The 14,153-nt window shown below is 43.4% G+C and carries 15 protein-coding genes and 5 tRNA genes; 3 read left to right on the top strand and 17 right to left on the bottom strand.

Going from position 1 to position 14,153, the window contains the following annotated elements; all coding sequences use genetic code 11:
• Positions 1–29: 29 nt before the first annotated feature.
• From rplJ to rpsU, 14 genes are all read right to left on the bottom strand, one after another.
• The gene (gene rplJ / locus TY03_RS01880; protein WP_042366828.1) at positions 30–542 is read right to left on the bottom strand and encodes a 50S ribosomal protein L10; all 513 of its coding nucleotides are present in this window, start codon (positions 540–542) and stop codon (positions 30–32) included.
• A 15-nt stretch (positions 543–557) separates the two neighbouring features.
• Positions 558–1,256 carry a 50S ribosomal protein L1 gene (rplA, locus tag TY03_RS01875; RefSeq protein WP_042366826.1) on the bottom strand — a complete coding sequence of 233 codons (699 nt, stop codon included), beginning with the start codon at positions 1,254–1,256 and terminating at the stop codon, positions 558–560.
• 15 nt (positions 1,257–1,271) lie between these two features.
• A complete protein-coding gene (rplK, locus tag TY03_RS01870) occupies positions 1,272–1,715 on the bottom strand; it encodes a 50S ribosomal protein L11 (RefSeq protein WP_042366824.1) in 444 nt (147 codons plus the stop codon).
• Between the two features lie 57 nt (positions 1,716–1,772).
• Entirely contained in the window at positions 1,773–2,318 is a 546-nt protein-coding gene (gene nusG / locus TY03_RS01865; protein ID WP_042366821.1) for a transcription termination/antitermination protein NusG, read from the bottom strand.
• Positions 2,319–2,333: 15 nt separating this feature from the next.
• On the bottom strand, positions 2,334–2,522 hold the full coding sequence (gene secE / locus TY03_RS01860) for a preprotein translocase subunit SecE (protein ID WP_042366819.1): 189 nt from the start codon (positions 2,520–2,522) through the stop codon (positions 2,334–2,336).
• 14 nt (positions 2,523–2,536) lie between these two features.
• Positions 2,537–2,609: transfer RNA gene (locus TY03_RS01855), tRNA-Trp, on the bottom strand.
• Positions 2,610–2,667: 58 nt separating this feature from the next.
• The gene (gene tuf, locus TY03_RS01850; RefSeq protein WP_042366817.1) at positions 2,668–3,849 is read right to left on the bottom strand and encodes an elongation factor Tu; all 1,182 of its coding nucleotides are present in this window, start codon (positions 3,847–3,849) and stop codon (positions 2,668–2,670) included.
• Positions 3,850–3,904: 55 nt separating this feature from the next.
• A tRNA-Thr gene (locus TY03_RS01845) sits at positions 3,905–3,976 on the bottom strand.
• Between the two features lie 12 nt (positions 3,977–3,988).
• Positions 3,989–4,061: transfer RNA gene (locus TY03_RS01840), tRNA-Gly, on the bottom strand.
• A 41-nt stretch (positions 4,062–4,102) separates the two neighbouring features.
• Positions 4,103–4,185 (bottom strand) — tRNA-Tyr (locus TY03_RS01835).
• A 110-nt stretch (positions 4,186–4,295) separates the two neighbouring features.
• Positions 4,296–4,369, bottom strand: a tRNA-Thr gene (locus TY03_RS01830).
• Between the two features lie 97 nt (positions 4,370–4,466).
• Complete coding sequence (gene hpf / locus TY03_RS01825; RefSeq protein ID WP_042366815.1) at positions 4,467–4,766, bottom strand: ribosome hibernation-promoting factor, HPF/YfiA family; 300 nt, start codon at positions 4,764–4,766, stop codon at positions 4,467–4,469.
• A gap of 14 nt (positions 4,767–4,780) precedes the next feature.
• A complete protein-coding gene (gene xerC / locus TY03_RS01820; protein ID WP_042366813.1) occupies positions 4,781–5,662 on the bottom strand; it encodes a tyrosine recombinase XerC in 882 nt (293 codons plus the stop codon).
• Positions 5,663–5,735: 73 nt separating this feature from the next.
• Positions 5,736–5,927 (bottom strand): 30S ribosomal protein S21, encoded by a 192-nt coding sequence (gene rpsU / locus TY03_RS01815; RefSeq protein ID WP_042366811.1) that lies wholly within the window; start codon positions 5,925–5,927, stop codon positions 5,736–5,738.
• A gap of 212 nt (positions 5,928–6,139) precedes the next feature.
• Here rpsU and TY03_RS01810 point away from each other — a divergent pair, with 212 nt between their 5' ends.
• Both TY03_RS01810 and TY03_RS01805 read left to right on the top strand, forming a co-directional pair.
• On the top strand, positions 6,140–7,921 hold the full coding sequence (locus tag TY03_RS01810) for an aminopeptidase P family protein (RefSeq protein WP_042367284.1): 1,782 nt from the start codon (positions 6,140–6,142) through the stop codon (positions 7,919–7,921).
• Positions 7,922–7,932: 11 nt separating this feature from the next.
• Positions 7,933–8,448: a gamma carbonic anhydrase family protein gene (locus TY03_RS01805; RefSeq protein ID WP_042366808.1), complete on the top strand. Its 516-nt coding sequence runs from the start codon at positions 7,933–7,935 to the stop codon at positions 8,446–8,448.
• 347 nt (positions 8,449–8,795) lie between these two features.
• Here TY03_RS01805 and TY03_RS01800 read toward each other — a convergent pair whose 3' ends face one another.
• Together TY03_RS01800 and gltX are read right to left on the bottom strand one after the other, a co-directional pair.
• Positions 8,796–10,016 (bottom strand): 3-deoxy-D-manno-octulosonic acid transferase, encoded by a 1,221-nt coding sequence (locus tag TY03_RS01800; RefSeq protein WP_042366806.1) that lies wholly within the window; start codon positions 10,014–10,016, stop codon positions 8,796–8,798.
• Between the two features lie 11 nt (positions 10,017–10,027).
• Positions 10,028–11,545, bottom strand: a complete 1,518-nt coding sequence (gene gltX / locus TY03_RS01795) for a glutamate--tRNA ligase (RefSeq protein ID WP_042366805.1) — start codon at positions 11,543–11,545, stop codon at positions 10,028–10,030.
• Between the two features lie 94 nt (positions 11,546–11,639).
• Here gltX and TY03_RS01790 point away from each other — a divergent pair, with 94 nt between their 5' ends.
• The gene (locus TY03_RS01790; protein WP_042366802.1) at positions 11,640–13,700 is read left to right on the top strand and encodes an HD family phosphohydrolase; all 2,061 of its coding nucleotides are present in this window, start codon (positions 11,640–11,642) and stop codon (positions 13,698–13,700) included.
• On the opposite strand, the gene TY03_RS01785 is transcribed toward TY03_RS01790, so the two are convergent.
• Positions 13,675–14,148: a low molecular weight protein-tyrosine-phosphatase gene (locus TY03_RS01785; protein WP_042366799.1), complete on the bottom strand. Its 474-nt coding sequence runs from the start codon at positions 14,146–14,148 to the stop codon at positions 13,675–13,677. The two genes, TY03_RS01790 and TY03_RS01785, sit on opposite strands and share 26 nt — an antisense overlap.
• Positions 14,149–14,153 lie beyond the last annotated feature (5 nt).

Below are 14,153 nucleotides of genomic sequence, written 5' to 3'. Positions count from 1 at the left end.
TTTAATTTACTAATAAATAAGTGTTATAATTATCTTTCACCCAGAGTTTTGAGTACTCCGTGAAGGGTGTTTCCACCTGATTGAAGAGCTGAAATAACGTTCTTGGCGGGTGATTGCAACAAAGCAATAACGTCGGCAATAACTTCATTTTTACTCTTGATAGCTACAAGGGCATCCAATTGGTCTGCACCAACATAGAAACTTTCTTCTGCATATGCAGCTTTCAGTCCCGGAATACCATCCTTCGCTTTATCTTTGATCAGTTTAGCAGGTGCGTTAGCAACGTTGCTGAACATAACGGCAGTGGTGCCTTTCAAAGATCCGTAAATAGGAGAATAGTCGTTTTCAAGGGTTTCCAAAGCCTTGTGAAGCAGAGAGTTTTTCACTACCATCAATTTGATGTCAGCTTTATAACATTCTCTTCTCAAGTCGCTGGTTTTAGCAGCGTTCATCGCTGTTGTATCAACCAAGTAGAAATGACTGTATTCCTGTACTGTAGCAGCAAGCTGCCCAATAATCGTATTTTTATCTTCCTTTCTCATTGTTACTCCGTTTTATTAGATTTCCTCTATTGTTTTCGGGTCAATTTTGACACCTGCACTCATCGTGCTGGAAAGATAAATACTCTTAATATATGCACCCTTAGCCGCAGTCGGTTTCAGTTTATTCAAGGTAGCCATAAACTCTTTCGCATTGTCGCGAATCTGGTCTACAGTGAATGATACTTTACCAATTGAAGTATGAACAATACCGCTCTTATCAACCTTAAAGTCGATCTTGCCTTGTTTTACTTCTCTTACAGCTTTAGCAACATCCATAGTCACAGTACCACTCTTCGGGTTAGGCATCAATCCGCGAGGACCGAGCACACGTCCGAGTGCACCAATTTTACCCATAATAGATGGCATAGTGATAATTACATCAATATCAGTCCATCCACCTTTGATCTTGTCGATATATTCGTCCAGACCTACATAATCAGCACCAGCTTCTTTTGCAGCAGCTTCAGCATCCGGTGTACATAATACCAATACACGTACTTCTTTACCAGTTCCATGAGGAAGTGATACAACACCTCTCACCATTTGGTTCGCCTTACGTGGATCAACACCTAAACGTACATCAATATCTAATGAAGCATCAAACTTAGTAAAGGTGATTTCCTTTACCAAAGATGCAGCCTCTTTCAGTGAGTATGCTTTCCCTGCTTCAATTTTCTCTGCAGCTAACTTTTGATTTTTTGTCAGTTTACCCATTACAATTGAAGTTTATTAATTATTAACCGGGAACTCCCCTTTTACAGCGATACCCATACTTCTAGCCGTACCTGCAACCATTGTCATGGCAGCTTCCACAGTAAAACAGTTCAAGTCAACCATTTTGTCCTGAGCAATCGTACGAATCTGTTCCCAAGATAACTCGGCAACCTTCTTACGGTTAGGCTCAGCAGAACCACTCTTTACCTTAGCTACCTCAAGCAATTGGATAGCAACGGGAGGAGTCTTGATTACAAAATCGAAAGACTTATCTGCGTAGTAAGTAATGATAACAGGCAAAATCTTACCTGCTTTGTCCTGGGTTCTGGCGTTGAATTGTTTGCAAAACTCCATGATATTGATTCCCTTCGAACCCAAAGCAGGTCCAACGGGAGGTGATGGGTTTGCCGCGCCTCCTTTAATCTGTAATTTGATTAGTCCAGCAACTTCTTTAGCCATTGTTATAAAAATTTATATATAAAAATTAATGAAGAATACCACAGCGTAACACCTGTACTATTCCTTTTCCACTTGCATAAAGCCTAATTCAAGCGGCGTTTTGCGCCCGAATATCTTCACCATGACCTTCAGTTTCTTTTTTTCATTATTCACTTCTTCAATGAGACCACTGAATCCGCTAAAAGGTCCAAAAGTAACTTTGACAGTTTCACCTACAATATATGGAGTCGACATATCTTCGCCACCACCTTCTTGTAGTTCATCCACTGACCCAAGTATCCGATTCACTTCTGATTGTCTAAGAGGCACCGGTTTATCGGAGCCGCCTAAAAACCCAATCACATTTGGAGTATTTCTCAAATGATGAGACACCTCACCAACAAGAGCCGCCTCCACCAAAACGTAACCAGGAAGATAACTTCTCTCCTTCACAACTTTTTTTCCGTTGCGAACCTGATATACCTTTTCGGTTGGAATCAATACCTGAGACACATATTCACCAAGGTCGCTGTTTTTTATATCAGCTTCAAGATATTCTCTAACCTTAGCTTCTTTTCCGCTAATAGCACGCAGAACGTACCATTTCTTTTCAATCTCAGACATTTAAAATCCTCTTGTTTAATGTGGGTAAATAAATTCCATTAGGTGTTGGAAACAGAAGTCCATCGCAAACACCACCAATGCAATAAGCAGGGAAGCATATAAAACAACTACTGCACTGTTGGTTAGTTCAGCATACGTAGGCCACGATACTTTATGAACAAGTTCGTCGTAAGATTCCTTAAAATAAGCTACTACTTTTTTCATTTCAAAAATATTAGCACGGGAGGAGAGGCTCGAACTCCCGACACCCGGTTTTGGAGACCGGTGCTCTACCAACTGAGCTACTCCCGTGGATATAATCAGTTCCCGATGAAAGGTCATCGGGAACTGACTTTATTATTGGTATATCTTACAGAATTTCTGTGATTTGACCTGCACCTACTGTACGTCCACCTTCGCGGATAGCGAAACGAAGACCTACGTTCAATGCTACTGGGTAAATCAATTCTACAGTGATTGTTACGTTATCACCAGGCATTACCATCTCAGTTCCTTCAGGAAGTGTGATCTCACCTGTACAGTCCATTGTACGCAAGTAGAATTGAGGACGGTATTTGTTGTGGAATGGAGTGTGACGTCCACCTTCTTCTTTCTTCAAGATATAAACCTCAGCCTTGAAAGTAGTGTGAGGTTTGATCTGACCTGGGTGGCAAAGTACCATACCACGTTTGATCTCTTCCTTAGCAACACCACGAAGCAACAAACCAACGTTGTCACCAGCTTCACCTGTATCAAGAAGTTTGCGGAACATTTCAACGCCAGTTACAACTGACTTCTTATCTTCACCCAAACCAAGGATTTGAACTTCTTCACCTACCTTGATGATACCAGCTTCGATACGGCCTGTAGCTACAGTACCACGACCTGTGATTGAGAATACATCCTCAACAGGCATCAAGAAAGGTTTATCAACATCACGGGGAGGAAGTGGAATCCAAGTATCAACAGCTTCCATAAGCTCCATGATCTTATCTTCCCATTTCTCTACACCATTCAAGCCACCAAGAGCAGAACCCTGGATGATAGGAGTATTGTCGCCGTCGAAATCGTAGAATGAAAGAAGTTCTCTCATCTCCATTTCAACAAGTTCCAACATTTCTTCATCTTCAACCATGTCACACTTGTTCATGAAAACAACCAACTTAGGTACGTTTACCTGACGAGCCAACAGGATGTGCTCGCGAGTCTGAGGCATAGGACCATCTGTAGCAGCAACTACGATGATAGCACCATCCATCTGAGCAGCACCAGTTACCATGTTCTTAACGTAGTCGGCGTGACCCGGACAGTCTACGTGTGCATAGTGACGGTTAGCAGTCTGATACTCAACGTGTGAAGTATTAATAGTAATACCTCTTTCCTTTTCTTCAGGAGCGTTGTCGATTGAATCGAAAGAACGCATTTCTGAAAGACCTTTTTTCGCCAATACCGTAGTGATAGCAGCAGTCAAAGTTGTCTTACCGTGGTCTACGTGACCAATTGTTCCAATGTTTACGTGCGGTTTGTCACGATTGAATTTCTCTTTAGCCATAGCTTTACTTGTTATTTATTATTTGATTAATAATCAGCATTTACACTTTCGTATGAGCTGTTACCGGGACTTGAACCCGGGACCTCTTCCTTACCAAGGAAGTGCTCTACCACTGAGCTATAACAGCGAGAGAAAAAAGAGCGGAAGACGGGGCTCAAACCCGCGACCCTCAGCTTGGAAGGCTAATGCTCTATCAACTGAGCTACTTCCGCAATCTCGCCAAAGCTTTTTACGCTATTACTCTTTTTCTTTGTGGGCAAAGAAGGATTCGAACCTCCGAAGTCGAAAGACAACTGAGTTACAGTCAGTCCCATTTGGCCACTCTGGAATTTGCCCCCATATTTGATCGACATTCGCAAGTTGGCAACAACCAACAAACATCTCTCTTTCTTTCACATTTCGAACTTGAATAACCAAGACACCTTAGTCTATCTAAATTCGCTTTGAGCCTCTTGTCGGATTCGAACCAACGACCCCGAGATTACAAATCACGTGCTCTGGCCAGCTGAGCTAAAGAGGCGGTTTACTGAAAAAATGCAACCGCAACGTTCTAATGCGAGCGAAACGGCTGCAAATTTAGTGATTTATTTCTTTCCCGCAAAACTTTTGCGAACTTTTTATTTAATACGTTGTTTTTCCTTATGTTTAACCAGCTGTTTTTCGAGAGCCTCGACGCTTTCGTCCACTGCTTGCTCAAACGAATCGCAAATCTTATTGGCATAAAACTCACCATTCGGAATAAGCACTTTTACTCCAGCTTCTTTATTCTCTGCTGTTTCTGGCTTCACAACCTTTAATGACACCTCTACTTTCTGTATATCTTCGTAATACTTTTCTAACTTAGACACTTTCTTTTGAATGAAAGCTTGCAATTGTTCTGTTGCATCAAAGTGAATTGATTGAATTCTAAGATCCATACTTACCTCCTTTTTTAAGCCCTCGGATGGGCTTGTTTATATACTTTTTTAAGTTCTTCAAAAGTAGTATGCGTGTAGATCTCCGTAGTCGCCAGACTCGTGTGACCCAGAAGCTCCTTAACCGCCCCAAGCGTTGCCTCATTATTCAGCATCGTTGTGGCAAATGTGTGCCGAAGCACATGAGGACTTCTCTTTTTCAACGTCACTACCTTTGACAGGTTTCGTTTCACCAAATTATAGATTTGCGTGGGCTGAAATCGCTTGCCGCTTTCTCTTACGAAAAACGCATCCGATCGACCAGGAACCACTTCGTTTCTTACATTAACATATTCGCGCATTCGCACCTCCAACTCTTCGCCGAAAGGTATCAAACGCTGCTTATTCCTTTTTCCTGTCACTTTGAGCAGAGATGCCGAGAAATCTATATCTTTATCATCAAGCCCGATCAATTCCGAACGCCGCATGCCGGTGGCATAAAACATTTCGATAATCAAACGATCCCGACAACCTTTAAACCCTTCGCCAAAATCCGTATCATCCAATAGTCGATTCATATCTGCCTCTTTGAGAAACGAAGGAAGAGACTTTTTGTTCTTCGGACCTACTATTTTACGTAGCGGATCCACAATAATCTTACCTTGTTTTAAAAGATATTTATAAAATGACCGGAGCGAACTCAGCTTCCGATTAACCGAAGTTGAAGTATACCCCTTATCCATTAATGAAACAATCCATTCGCGAATAAGATCGGGGTCTACCCTCAACAAATCAGACTCTCCCATCTCTTCTTTCATGAACTCCTGCAATTGCGCTATATCCTCACCATAAGCCCTTACGGTCTTATCAGAGTAGTTCCGCTCATACCGGAGATAATCAAGAAAAGAATCTGTTAACATAATATCGCCGCATCTATAATTACGCAACGAATGTATGAAAAGAATTCAATAATTCAAAGGAAATTACGAATTATTAATCTTCTACTTGCTGAAGTTGTTGCACATAAACTGCGCGTTCTTTCTTAAGTCTGTTAGTTACAGACGGTTTGTCAAACTGTTGTCTACGTCTAAGTTCTTTAACGATACCAGTTTTCTCAAATTTTCTTTTAAACTTCTTCAGCGCTTTTTCGATGTTTTCGCCTTCTTTTACAGGTACTACAATCATTTTGTTATTATTAAATATGTTATGGTTTTAAATTCTGCAGTTAAATTGCGCCGCAAAATTACACATACTTTCTTTATTCACAAAACTTTCGGCAATTATTTCTCAAAATCAGTGCACAAGAGTACTCTCGATGCGTATAATTTTTCGGTTCCGAACACTATTTTATAAAAAGTCGCTATCTTTGGGGGAAACTTACTAATACACATTTAATGATGAAGCAAACAATTAGCGAACGAGTACACTCGCTGCGAATGGCATTCGCCCCATCGCATATCGATGCATTTATTATACCCAGTACTGATCCTCATTTGAGTGAGTATGTGGCTCCCCATTGGAAATCACGTGAATGGATAACAGGATTTACCGGTTCGGCCGGTACCGCAGTCATTTTAAAGGATGAAGCAGGCTTATGGACCGACTCTCGTTATTTCCTTCAAGCTGCCGAGCAGCTAGCGGATACCGGTATTACTTTATATAAGGAGATGCTACCCGAGACACCCGATATCAGCACGTTCCTCTGTCAGAATCTTACTCCCGGAGAAACGGTTGGCATCGACGGAAAGATGTTTTCGGTTCAGCAAGTTGAGCAACTAAAAGAAGAGCTGGAAGCGGCCGGCTTACAACTAAATACCCAAGCCAACCTGATTGATGAGGTTTGGAAGAACCGTCCGACTATTCCCGAAGCACCCGCCTACATCTACAAACAGGAGTTTGCAGGAAAGAGTTGCAAAGAGAAAATTGAGACTATCCGTTGTGAATTAAAGAAGAAGGGAGCCGAAGGAGTATTCATCTCGGCACTTGACGAAATAGCGTGGACGTTGAATCTGAGAGGAAACGACATACACTGTAATCCGGTAATCGTCAGCTATCTTCTTATCACGCAAAACAATATTGTCTATTTCATCTCACAAGAAAAACTATCGCCCGAAGTCAGTGCCTATCTTGACTCACAGCACGTCAGCACTCAACCCTATACGGAGGCAGAAGAGTATCTGTCGAAATTGAATATCCGAAACATATTGTTGAACCCGGCAAAAACCAACTACTCCATATATTCGGCAATAAATGCCCAATGCAAGATTATCCGCGGCGAATCGCCCGTAGCCTTATTGAAGGCTATCCGAAACGAGCAAGAGATTCAAGGCATTCACCATGCAATGCAGAAAGACGGGGTAGCTTTGGTTAAGTTTCTAAAGTGGCTCGAAGAGGCAGTGCCATCAGAGCAAGAAACTGAATTAAGTATCGATATTAAGCTACACGAGCTGCGCGCCGAGCAACCATTGTACATGGGAGAGAGCTTCGACACCATAGCCGGGTATAAAGAGCATGCGGCGATTATTCACTACTCGGCCAGTACGGAAAGCAATGCAACATTGCGCCCCAAAGGGTATTTGCTGCTCGACTCGGGGGCACAATACATGGACGGAACAACCGATATCACCCGCACCATCGCTTTAGGCGAACTCACCGAAGAGGAAAAAACAGATTATACCTTGGTTTTGAAAGGGCATATCGCTTTGAGTATGGCGAAGTTTCCTGCCGGAACACGTGGAGCGCAATTGGATGTATTGGCACGCATGCCGATATGGAACCGTGGAATGAATTATTTACATGGTACGGGACATGGCGTGGGACATTTCCTCAACGTACACGAAGGACCGCAAAGCATTCGCATGAATGAGAATCCGGTAACACTGCAACCGGGCATGGTCACCTCCAACGAGCCGGGCGTATACAAAAGCGGTAGCCACGGCATACGTATCGAGAACCTGATACTGGTTTGCAAAGATCGGGAGGGAATGTTTGGCGAGTACTTCCGGTTCGAGACTATCACACTTTGCCCCATCTGCACGAAAGGAGTTATCAAAGAGATGCTTACGAACGAAGAGGTGGCATGGCTCAACCAATACCATCAGTTGGTATACGACAAGCTATCGCCCTCGCTCAGTGAAGAAGAGAAGAACTGGCTGAAAGAAGCCACAAGAAAAATTTAAACTTTAAGTACATGGCTATCATTAAATCAGTACGGGGATTTACCCCGGAAATAGGAGAGAATTGTTTTCTGGCAGATAATGCCGCCATCATTGGCGATGTAAAAATGGGTCGCGATTGCAGCATCTGGTTCAGCACTGTATTGCGCGGAGACGTTAATTCCATTCGCATAGGAAACGGAGTGAACATACAAGACGGCAGTGTACTACATACCTTGTACGAGAAATCGACATTGGAGATCGGCAATCATGTTTCGGTGGGGCATAATGTAACGATTCATGGAGCAACGATCAAGGATTATGCCCTTATCGGCATGGGTTCTACCCTACTCGATCATTCGGTTATTGGCGAAGGTGCCATTGTTGCTGCAGGTTCGCTAGTGTTGAGCCATACGGTAATAGAACCCGGTAGTATCTGGGGTGGCGTTCCTGCCAAGTTTATTAAAAAGGTAGATCCGGCACAAGCCAAAGAGCTTAACGAGAAGATTGCACATAACTACCTGATGTACGCCGGTTGGTACAAAGAATAATAAAAGAAATCTCTTGCCATACAGGAGTACGTACTTTTGGTATGCAGAAGTACGTACTCATTGCTACCAAGAGTACGTACTTAACAGAGCGTTAAAATAGTTCTTTTACACTGGAAGAATTATCAATGATAAAAGCTTCGCTAAAAAGAGAATAAAACTATTTATATTCAGTTATTTAAAAGAGCGACCACGCAGATAATTATCTGCGTGGTCGCTCTTTTAATAGTTGTCAGCCCGAAAATTACAAGGCTTTATACTTGTGTATTTGTCAACTTCATCTTTGCCTCAACCGATACGTCATTCCGGCTTCTCACCGCCGCCGAAAGGATGGCTTTAGAACACGTTGATCAGAAATTAATCATCCGCATCACTTTATCCGTAGCACCGGCGTTGCTGGTCACGTAATAGCCGGCATTGGCTCCGGTCTCTTTCAAAAAAGCCTCATCGGTCAGCATCTTATCCAGCAAGGCTTCAAGCTCTGCATAATCTTTGATGGAGTAAGCCGCTTTGGCTTCGAGCAACTGTATGGCTTCCATAAACTTATGATACTTCGGTCCGAAGATAACAGGAATACCATACACAGCAGCTTCGAGCGTATTGTGAATACCGGTACCAAAACCTCCGCCTACATAAGCGATCTCACCATAACGGTAGATCGATGAGAGCAAGCCGAAGCAGTCGATCAGAAGGCAATCCGCTTTCTGTACATTCTTCTCACCGGCACGCGTATATCTCACATAGGGGCGTTTCAGCTTACTGATAATCTCCACCAAATGATTCTCATCAATCACATGTGGCGCAATAATCAATTTCATCTCGGGGTGATTATTAAAGTATTCGATAAACAAATCTTCATCGGGTCCCCAAGAACTGCCTGCCACAAATGTGAGAGAGTCATTTTTAAACTTCTCGACCAAGGGCAGCTCTTTCGCCTCTTCGCGTATCTGCAACACACGATCAAAGCGCGTATCACCCACTACTGTAGTACGGGTGATACCAATTTTGGATAAGTAGCGTTTAGAAGCCTCATTCTGTACAAACAGGTGGTCAAAATCGCGCAACACATGACGATACGTACCGCCATACCACTTAAAGAAAACCTGATCGCGTCGGAATATCGACGACAAGCTGTATACCGGAATGCGGCGTTTGTGCAACTCATCCAGATAGTTTTTCCAAAACTCGTATTTGATAAAGAATGCCATACAAGGATTGGCTATATCGAGAAACTTCTTCACGTTGCGCTGCTTGTCGAAAGGCAAATAGCAAACAATGTCGGCTCCCCGATAATTTTTACGCACCTCGTAGCCCGAAGGCGAGAAGAAAGTAAGCAATATCTTATAATCCGGATACTCCGAACGAATTTTTTCAATTAACGGACGTCCCTGCTCAAATTCGCCCAAAGAGGCGGCATGAAACCAGATATAACGAGCATCCTTCTCTACCTGTTGGCGAAGAAGCTCGTATACTACCCAATGCCCTTTCATCATCTTCCGGGGTTTGCGACTAAACGGAGCCGCCAAATGTATCGCAAGGTCGTAAAGGACTATTGCTAAGTCATAAAGCATAATAGGACTGATTATTTCAATACTTCAACAGCGCGTTTGATACGTGCCAGTGTCTCTTCTTTGCCCAATACCCAAGAGATATCGAACATGTGGGGGCCTTTGCCTTCGCCTACAAGCGTTAAGCGGAAAGCATTCATGATATTGCCGGTATGGTACTCTTTGGCAGCAATCCAATCCATGACAATCTTCTCTTGTCCCTCGATGCTAAAATCGTCAATAGCAGCCAATACTTCGGCCAACTCGGTCATGCAACGAGCCGAATCTTCTTTCCAGCGCTTTTTGGCCGTTTTTTCATCGTATTCGGTCGGAGCAACAAAAAAGAAACTGCATACGTCCCATAGTTCGCTGACAAAGCTCACGCGATCTTTCATCATGCCAACTACGGTCACCACCTTCTCCATCGGTGCTTCTACACCATGCTCTTTGAGAATCGGCATAAAGAGTGCTGCAATCTCTTCGTTTGATTTCTGCTGAATGTATTGATGATTGAACCAGATACCTTTTTTAAAGTCGAACTTAGCACCCGATTTGCTGCAACGATGCAGGTCAAAAAGCTGAATCAATTCGTCCATCGACATCACCTCCTGGTCGTTACCGGGATTCCATCCGAGCAGAGCCAAGAAGTTGATCACAGCTTCGGGCAGATAACCGGCTTCGCGATAGCCCGAAGAGACTTCACCCGTCTTAGGATCGTGCCACTCGAGCGGGAAAACAGGGAAACCCAGACGATCACCGTCGCGCTTACTCAGCTTACCGTTTCCTTCGGGCTTCAGCAACAAAGGTAGGTGGGCGAAATCGGGCATAGTGGCTTCCCAGCCAAAAGCACGGTAAAGCAATACGTGCAAGGGAGCCGAGGGCAACCACTCTTCGCCACGAATGACGTGCGATACGTTCATCAGGTGGTCGTCTACGATGTTTGCCAAGTGATAGGTAGGCAATTCGTCAGCCGACTTATAGAGTACTTTATCGTCCAGAATAGAAGAGTTGATAATCACTTCGCCACGAATGAGGTCGTTTACACAAACATCTTCATTGGGTTCAATTTTAAAGCGAACTACATATTGTTGTCCGGCAGCAATGAGTGCATCAACCTCTTCTTTCGATAAGGTCAATGAGTTGCGCATCATGCCGCGCGTAGAAGCATCATACTGAAAATTGGCAATCTCGGTGCGTTTGGCATCCAACTCCTCAGGGGTATCAAAAGCAATGTAAGCTTTATCGTTTTCCAACAACACTTGCACATATTTCTTATATATATCACGACGTTCGGACTGGCGATAAGGACCACATTCTCCTCCGAAGCTCACACCTTCGTCAAAGTGAATTCCAAGCCATTTAAAAGACTCAAGAATATATTCTTCGGCGCCCGGAACAAAACGATTGGAATCGGTATCTTCAATACGAAAAATCATGTCGCCGCCATGTTGACGAGCAAATAGATAATTATACAAAGCGGTGCGTACACCACCGATGTGCAGTGCTCCCGTAGGACTCGGAGCGAAGCGAACTCTTACTTTTCTTTCTGACATAATTTGAGTTAGTATAGGTAAATCGCAGCAAAATTAAGCCTTTTTTTCCACACTATTGTTTTTTTTCGTACTTTTCGCAAAAATTTCAAAGGTTATGAGTCATCTCCAAAACAAAAAGAGCTTAGCGCTCAAAGATTTACTATACAAAGCCTTATTGCTGGTTGGAACAGTAGCCGTCATCGTCTATTTTCTACCGCGAGAGGGTAAGTTCAATTATGAGTTTGATGTAAACAAACCCTGGAAGTATGGACAACTCATCGCGACATTCGATTTCCCTATCTATAAGGATAGTAAGGTCATCAAGCGCGAACAAGACAGTTTGTTGGCTTCGTTTCAACCCTACTATCAATTGCAGAAAGAAACCGAAAAGAAAGTTCTCGGGCGACTGAAGGAGAATCATCAGGATCGGATGAAAAACATACTTCCTTCCATCGACTACCTGCGCTATATCGAGCGTACCTTAAAGGAGATATACAGCGCAGGCATTGTATCGACCGACGAGATGAGCCTGCTACAGAAAGACAGCTCCCGATCGGTGATGATCATTGAGGACAAATTGGCCAATCCGCGTACAGTACAGAGTTTGTTTACAGTAAAGGAAGCATACGAATACCTATTATCAAACGATACGGTACATTACAAACGGGACATTCTGCGCCAATGTGCCCTGAACGATTATATCCTCCCCAACCTGACCTTTGACAAGGAACGAACCGACGCAGCAAAAAAAGACATTTTAAGCAGCTATTCGATGTCTGACGGAATGGTGGTAACCAAACAGAAGATCATTGATCGGGGAGAGATTATTACACCCGAAACATATCGTATTCTTGAATCACTACGCCAGGAGTTTATCAAACGCAGTGATTCGATAGAGCAGCAACAACTCATATTGGTCGGACAGATTCTGTATGTAGGAATCTGGATTCTTTTTTTCATCTTATACCTATACCTGTTTCGCAAAGACTATTATAAAAGAAGAGGAAGTTTATCCCTATTGTTTATGCTCATCATATTTTATTGCGTACTCACCTCTTTAATGATCACTAATAATATACTAAATGTATATATTATTCCTTATGCGATGATACCTATCATTATACGGGTGTTTCTTGATTCTCGAACAGCCTTCCTCACGCATGTGATCACCGTTTTAATCTGCTCCATCACCTTACGTCTTCCTTACGAATTTATATTAGTACAGTTGGCAGCGGGAATGGTAGCTATCTTTAGCCTACGCGAGTTGTCGCAACGCTCTCAACTCTTCCGTACGGCAATCTTAGTCATACTCACCTATGCAGCTGTATATTTTGCTTTCGAACTGATTACCGAAAACGACTTATCCAAGCTGAACATTCGCATGTATACCTACTTTGCGCTGAATGGAGTATTCCTGCTATTTGCTTATCCGCTCTTGTTTTTACTGGAGAAAGCATTTGGTTTTACTTCGAATGTAACACTCGTAGAATTATCCAACATCAATAATGATTTATTGAGAAAAATGTCCGAATCGGTTCCGGGAACTTTTCAGCACTCCATGCAAGTGGCCAACCTAGCTGCCGAAGCGGCTATCCGCATTGGTGCCAAAACACAATTGGTGCGTACCGGAGCGTTGTATCACGATATTGGCAAGATGGAGAATCCCGCATTCTTCACCGAGAATCAGTCGGGTGGTGTCAATCCCCACAAGAACCTGAGTTATGAACAGAGTGCGCAGGTGGTGATCAACCACGTTACAGATGGATTGAAGCTGGCCGAGAAGCACAACCTGCCGACGGCCATTAAAGATTTCATCAGTACCCATCACGGAAGAGGAAAAACAAAGTTTTTCTATATTTCATGGAAAAACGAACACCCGGGCGAAGAACCGGATGAAGAACGCTTCACGTATCCGGGACCTAACCCATTTTCTCGCGAGACGGCTATTTTGATGATGGCAGATTCGGTTGAAGCTGCTTCCCGCAGCTTGCCCGAATATACGGAGCAGAGTATCAGCAACCTAGTCGATAAGATTATTGATTCGCAAGTCGATGAAGGGTACTTCAGAGAGTGTCCCATTACCTTCAAGGATATTTCAACAATCAAATCGGTATTTAAGGAGAAACTCAAAACGGTGTATCACACACGTATCAGCTATCCCGAGTTAAAGAAGTAAGTAGTCCGGCACAAGCATCTTCCAAGATGTCGATTACGTACTCGAACCCTTCGGAACCTCCATAGTAAGGATCGGGAACGTGATCGGCCGGTATACGGGTACAGTAATCTGTCATCCGACGAATTTTCTTTTGCTCTTCCGGACCGGGAGCACGATCATTTAGGTCGTCTATATTTCGATCGTCCATCCCGATAATCAGATCAAAATCGTAAAAATCATCGGTACGTACGGGACGCGAACGATGTACCAATTGATAACCGCGACGACTGGCATGAGCCCTCATACGACTATCGGGCAACTCCCCTTGGTGGTAGGAAAGAATACCCGCCGAATCAATAACAAATTCATCTTCCCGTCCGGCTTTCCGAATGAACTCAAGCATCACTCCTTCGGCAGTAGAAGAACGGCAAATATTGCCGAGACAAACAAACAGAATTTTATATTTCATATCAC

The sequence above is a fragment of the Bacteroides neonati genome, from assembly GCF_000499785.1.
Taxonomy (GTDB): Bacteria; Bacteroidota; Bacteroidia; order Bacteroidales; family Bacteroidaceae; genus Bacteroides; species Bacteroides neonati.
Note: the sequence above shows the minus strand (reverse complement) of the source record. Positions and strands in the feature narration are given on the sequence as shown.

Bases quoted from the DNA above. Each gene is read 5' to 3' on its own strand.
- tuf (WP_042366817.1), bottom strand. From the start codon at position 3,849: ATGGCTAAAGAGAAATTCAATCGTGACAAACCGCACGTAAACATTGGA.
- rpsU (WP_042366811.1), bottom strand. From the start codon at position 5,927: ATGATTGTAGTACCTGTAAAAGAAGGCGAAAACATCGAAAAAGCGCTG.
- TY03_RS01805 (WP_042366808.1), top strand. From the start codon at position 7,933: ATGGCTATCATTAAATCAGTACGGGGATTTACCCCGGAAATAGGAGAG.
- rplJ (WP_042366828.1), bottom strand. From the start codon at position 542: ATGAGAAAGGAAGATAAAAATACGATTATTGGGCAGCTTGCTGCTACA.
- TY03_RS01790 (WP_042366802.1), top strand. From the start codon at position 11,640: ATGAGTCATCTCCAAAACAAAAAGAGCTTAGCGCTCAAAGATTTACTA.
- TY03_RS01800 (WP_042366806.1), bottom strand. From the start codon at position 10,016: ATGCTTTATGACTTAGCAATAGTCCTTTACGACCTTGCGATACATTTG.
- gltX (WP_042366805.1), bottom strand. From the start codon at position 11,545: ATGTCAGAAAGAAAAGTAAGAGTTCGCTTCGCTCCGAGTCCTACGGGA.
- TY03_RS01785 (WP_042366799.1), bottom strand. From the start codon at position 14,148: ATGAAATATAAAATTCTGTTTGTTTGTCTCGGCAATATTTGCCGTTCT.
- xerC (WP_042366813.1), bottom strand. From the start codon at position 5,662: ATGTTAACAGATTCTTTTCTTGATTATCTCCGGTATGAGCGGAACTAC.
- nusG (WP_042366821.1), bottom strand. From the start codon at position 2,318: ATGTCTGAGATTGAAAAGAAATGGTACGTTCTGCGTGCTATTAGCGGA.
- secE (WP_042366819.1), bottom strand. From the start codon at position 2,522: ATGAAAAAAGTAGTAGCTTATTTTAAGGAATCTTACGACGAACTTGTT.
- TY03_RS01810 (WP_042367284.1), top strand. From the start codon at position 6,140: ATGAAGCAAACAATTAGCGAACGAGTACACTCGCTGCGAATGGCATTC.
- rplK (WP_042366824.1), bottom strand. From the start codon at position 1,715: ATGGCTAAAGAAGTTGCTGGACTAATCAAATTACAGATTAAAGGAGGC.
- hpf (WP_042366815.1), bottom strand. From the start codon at position 4,766: ATGGATCTTAGAATTCAATCAATTCACTTTGATGCAACAGAACAATTG.
- rplA (WP_042366826.1), bottom strand. From the start codon at position 1,256: ATGGGTAAACTGACAAAAAATCAAAAGTTAGCTGCAGAGAAAATTGAA.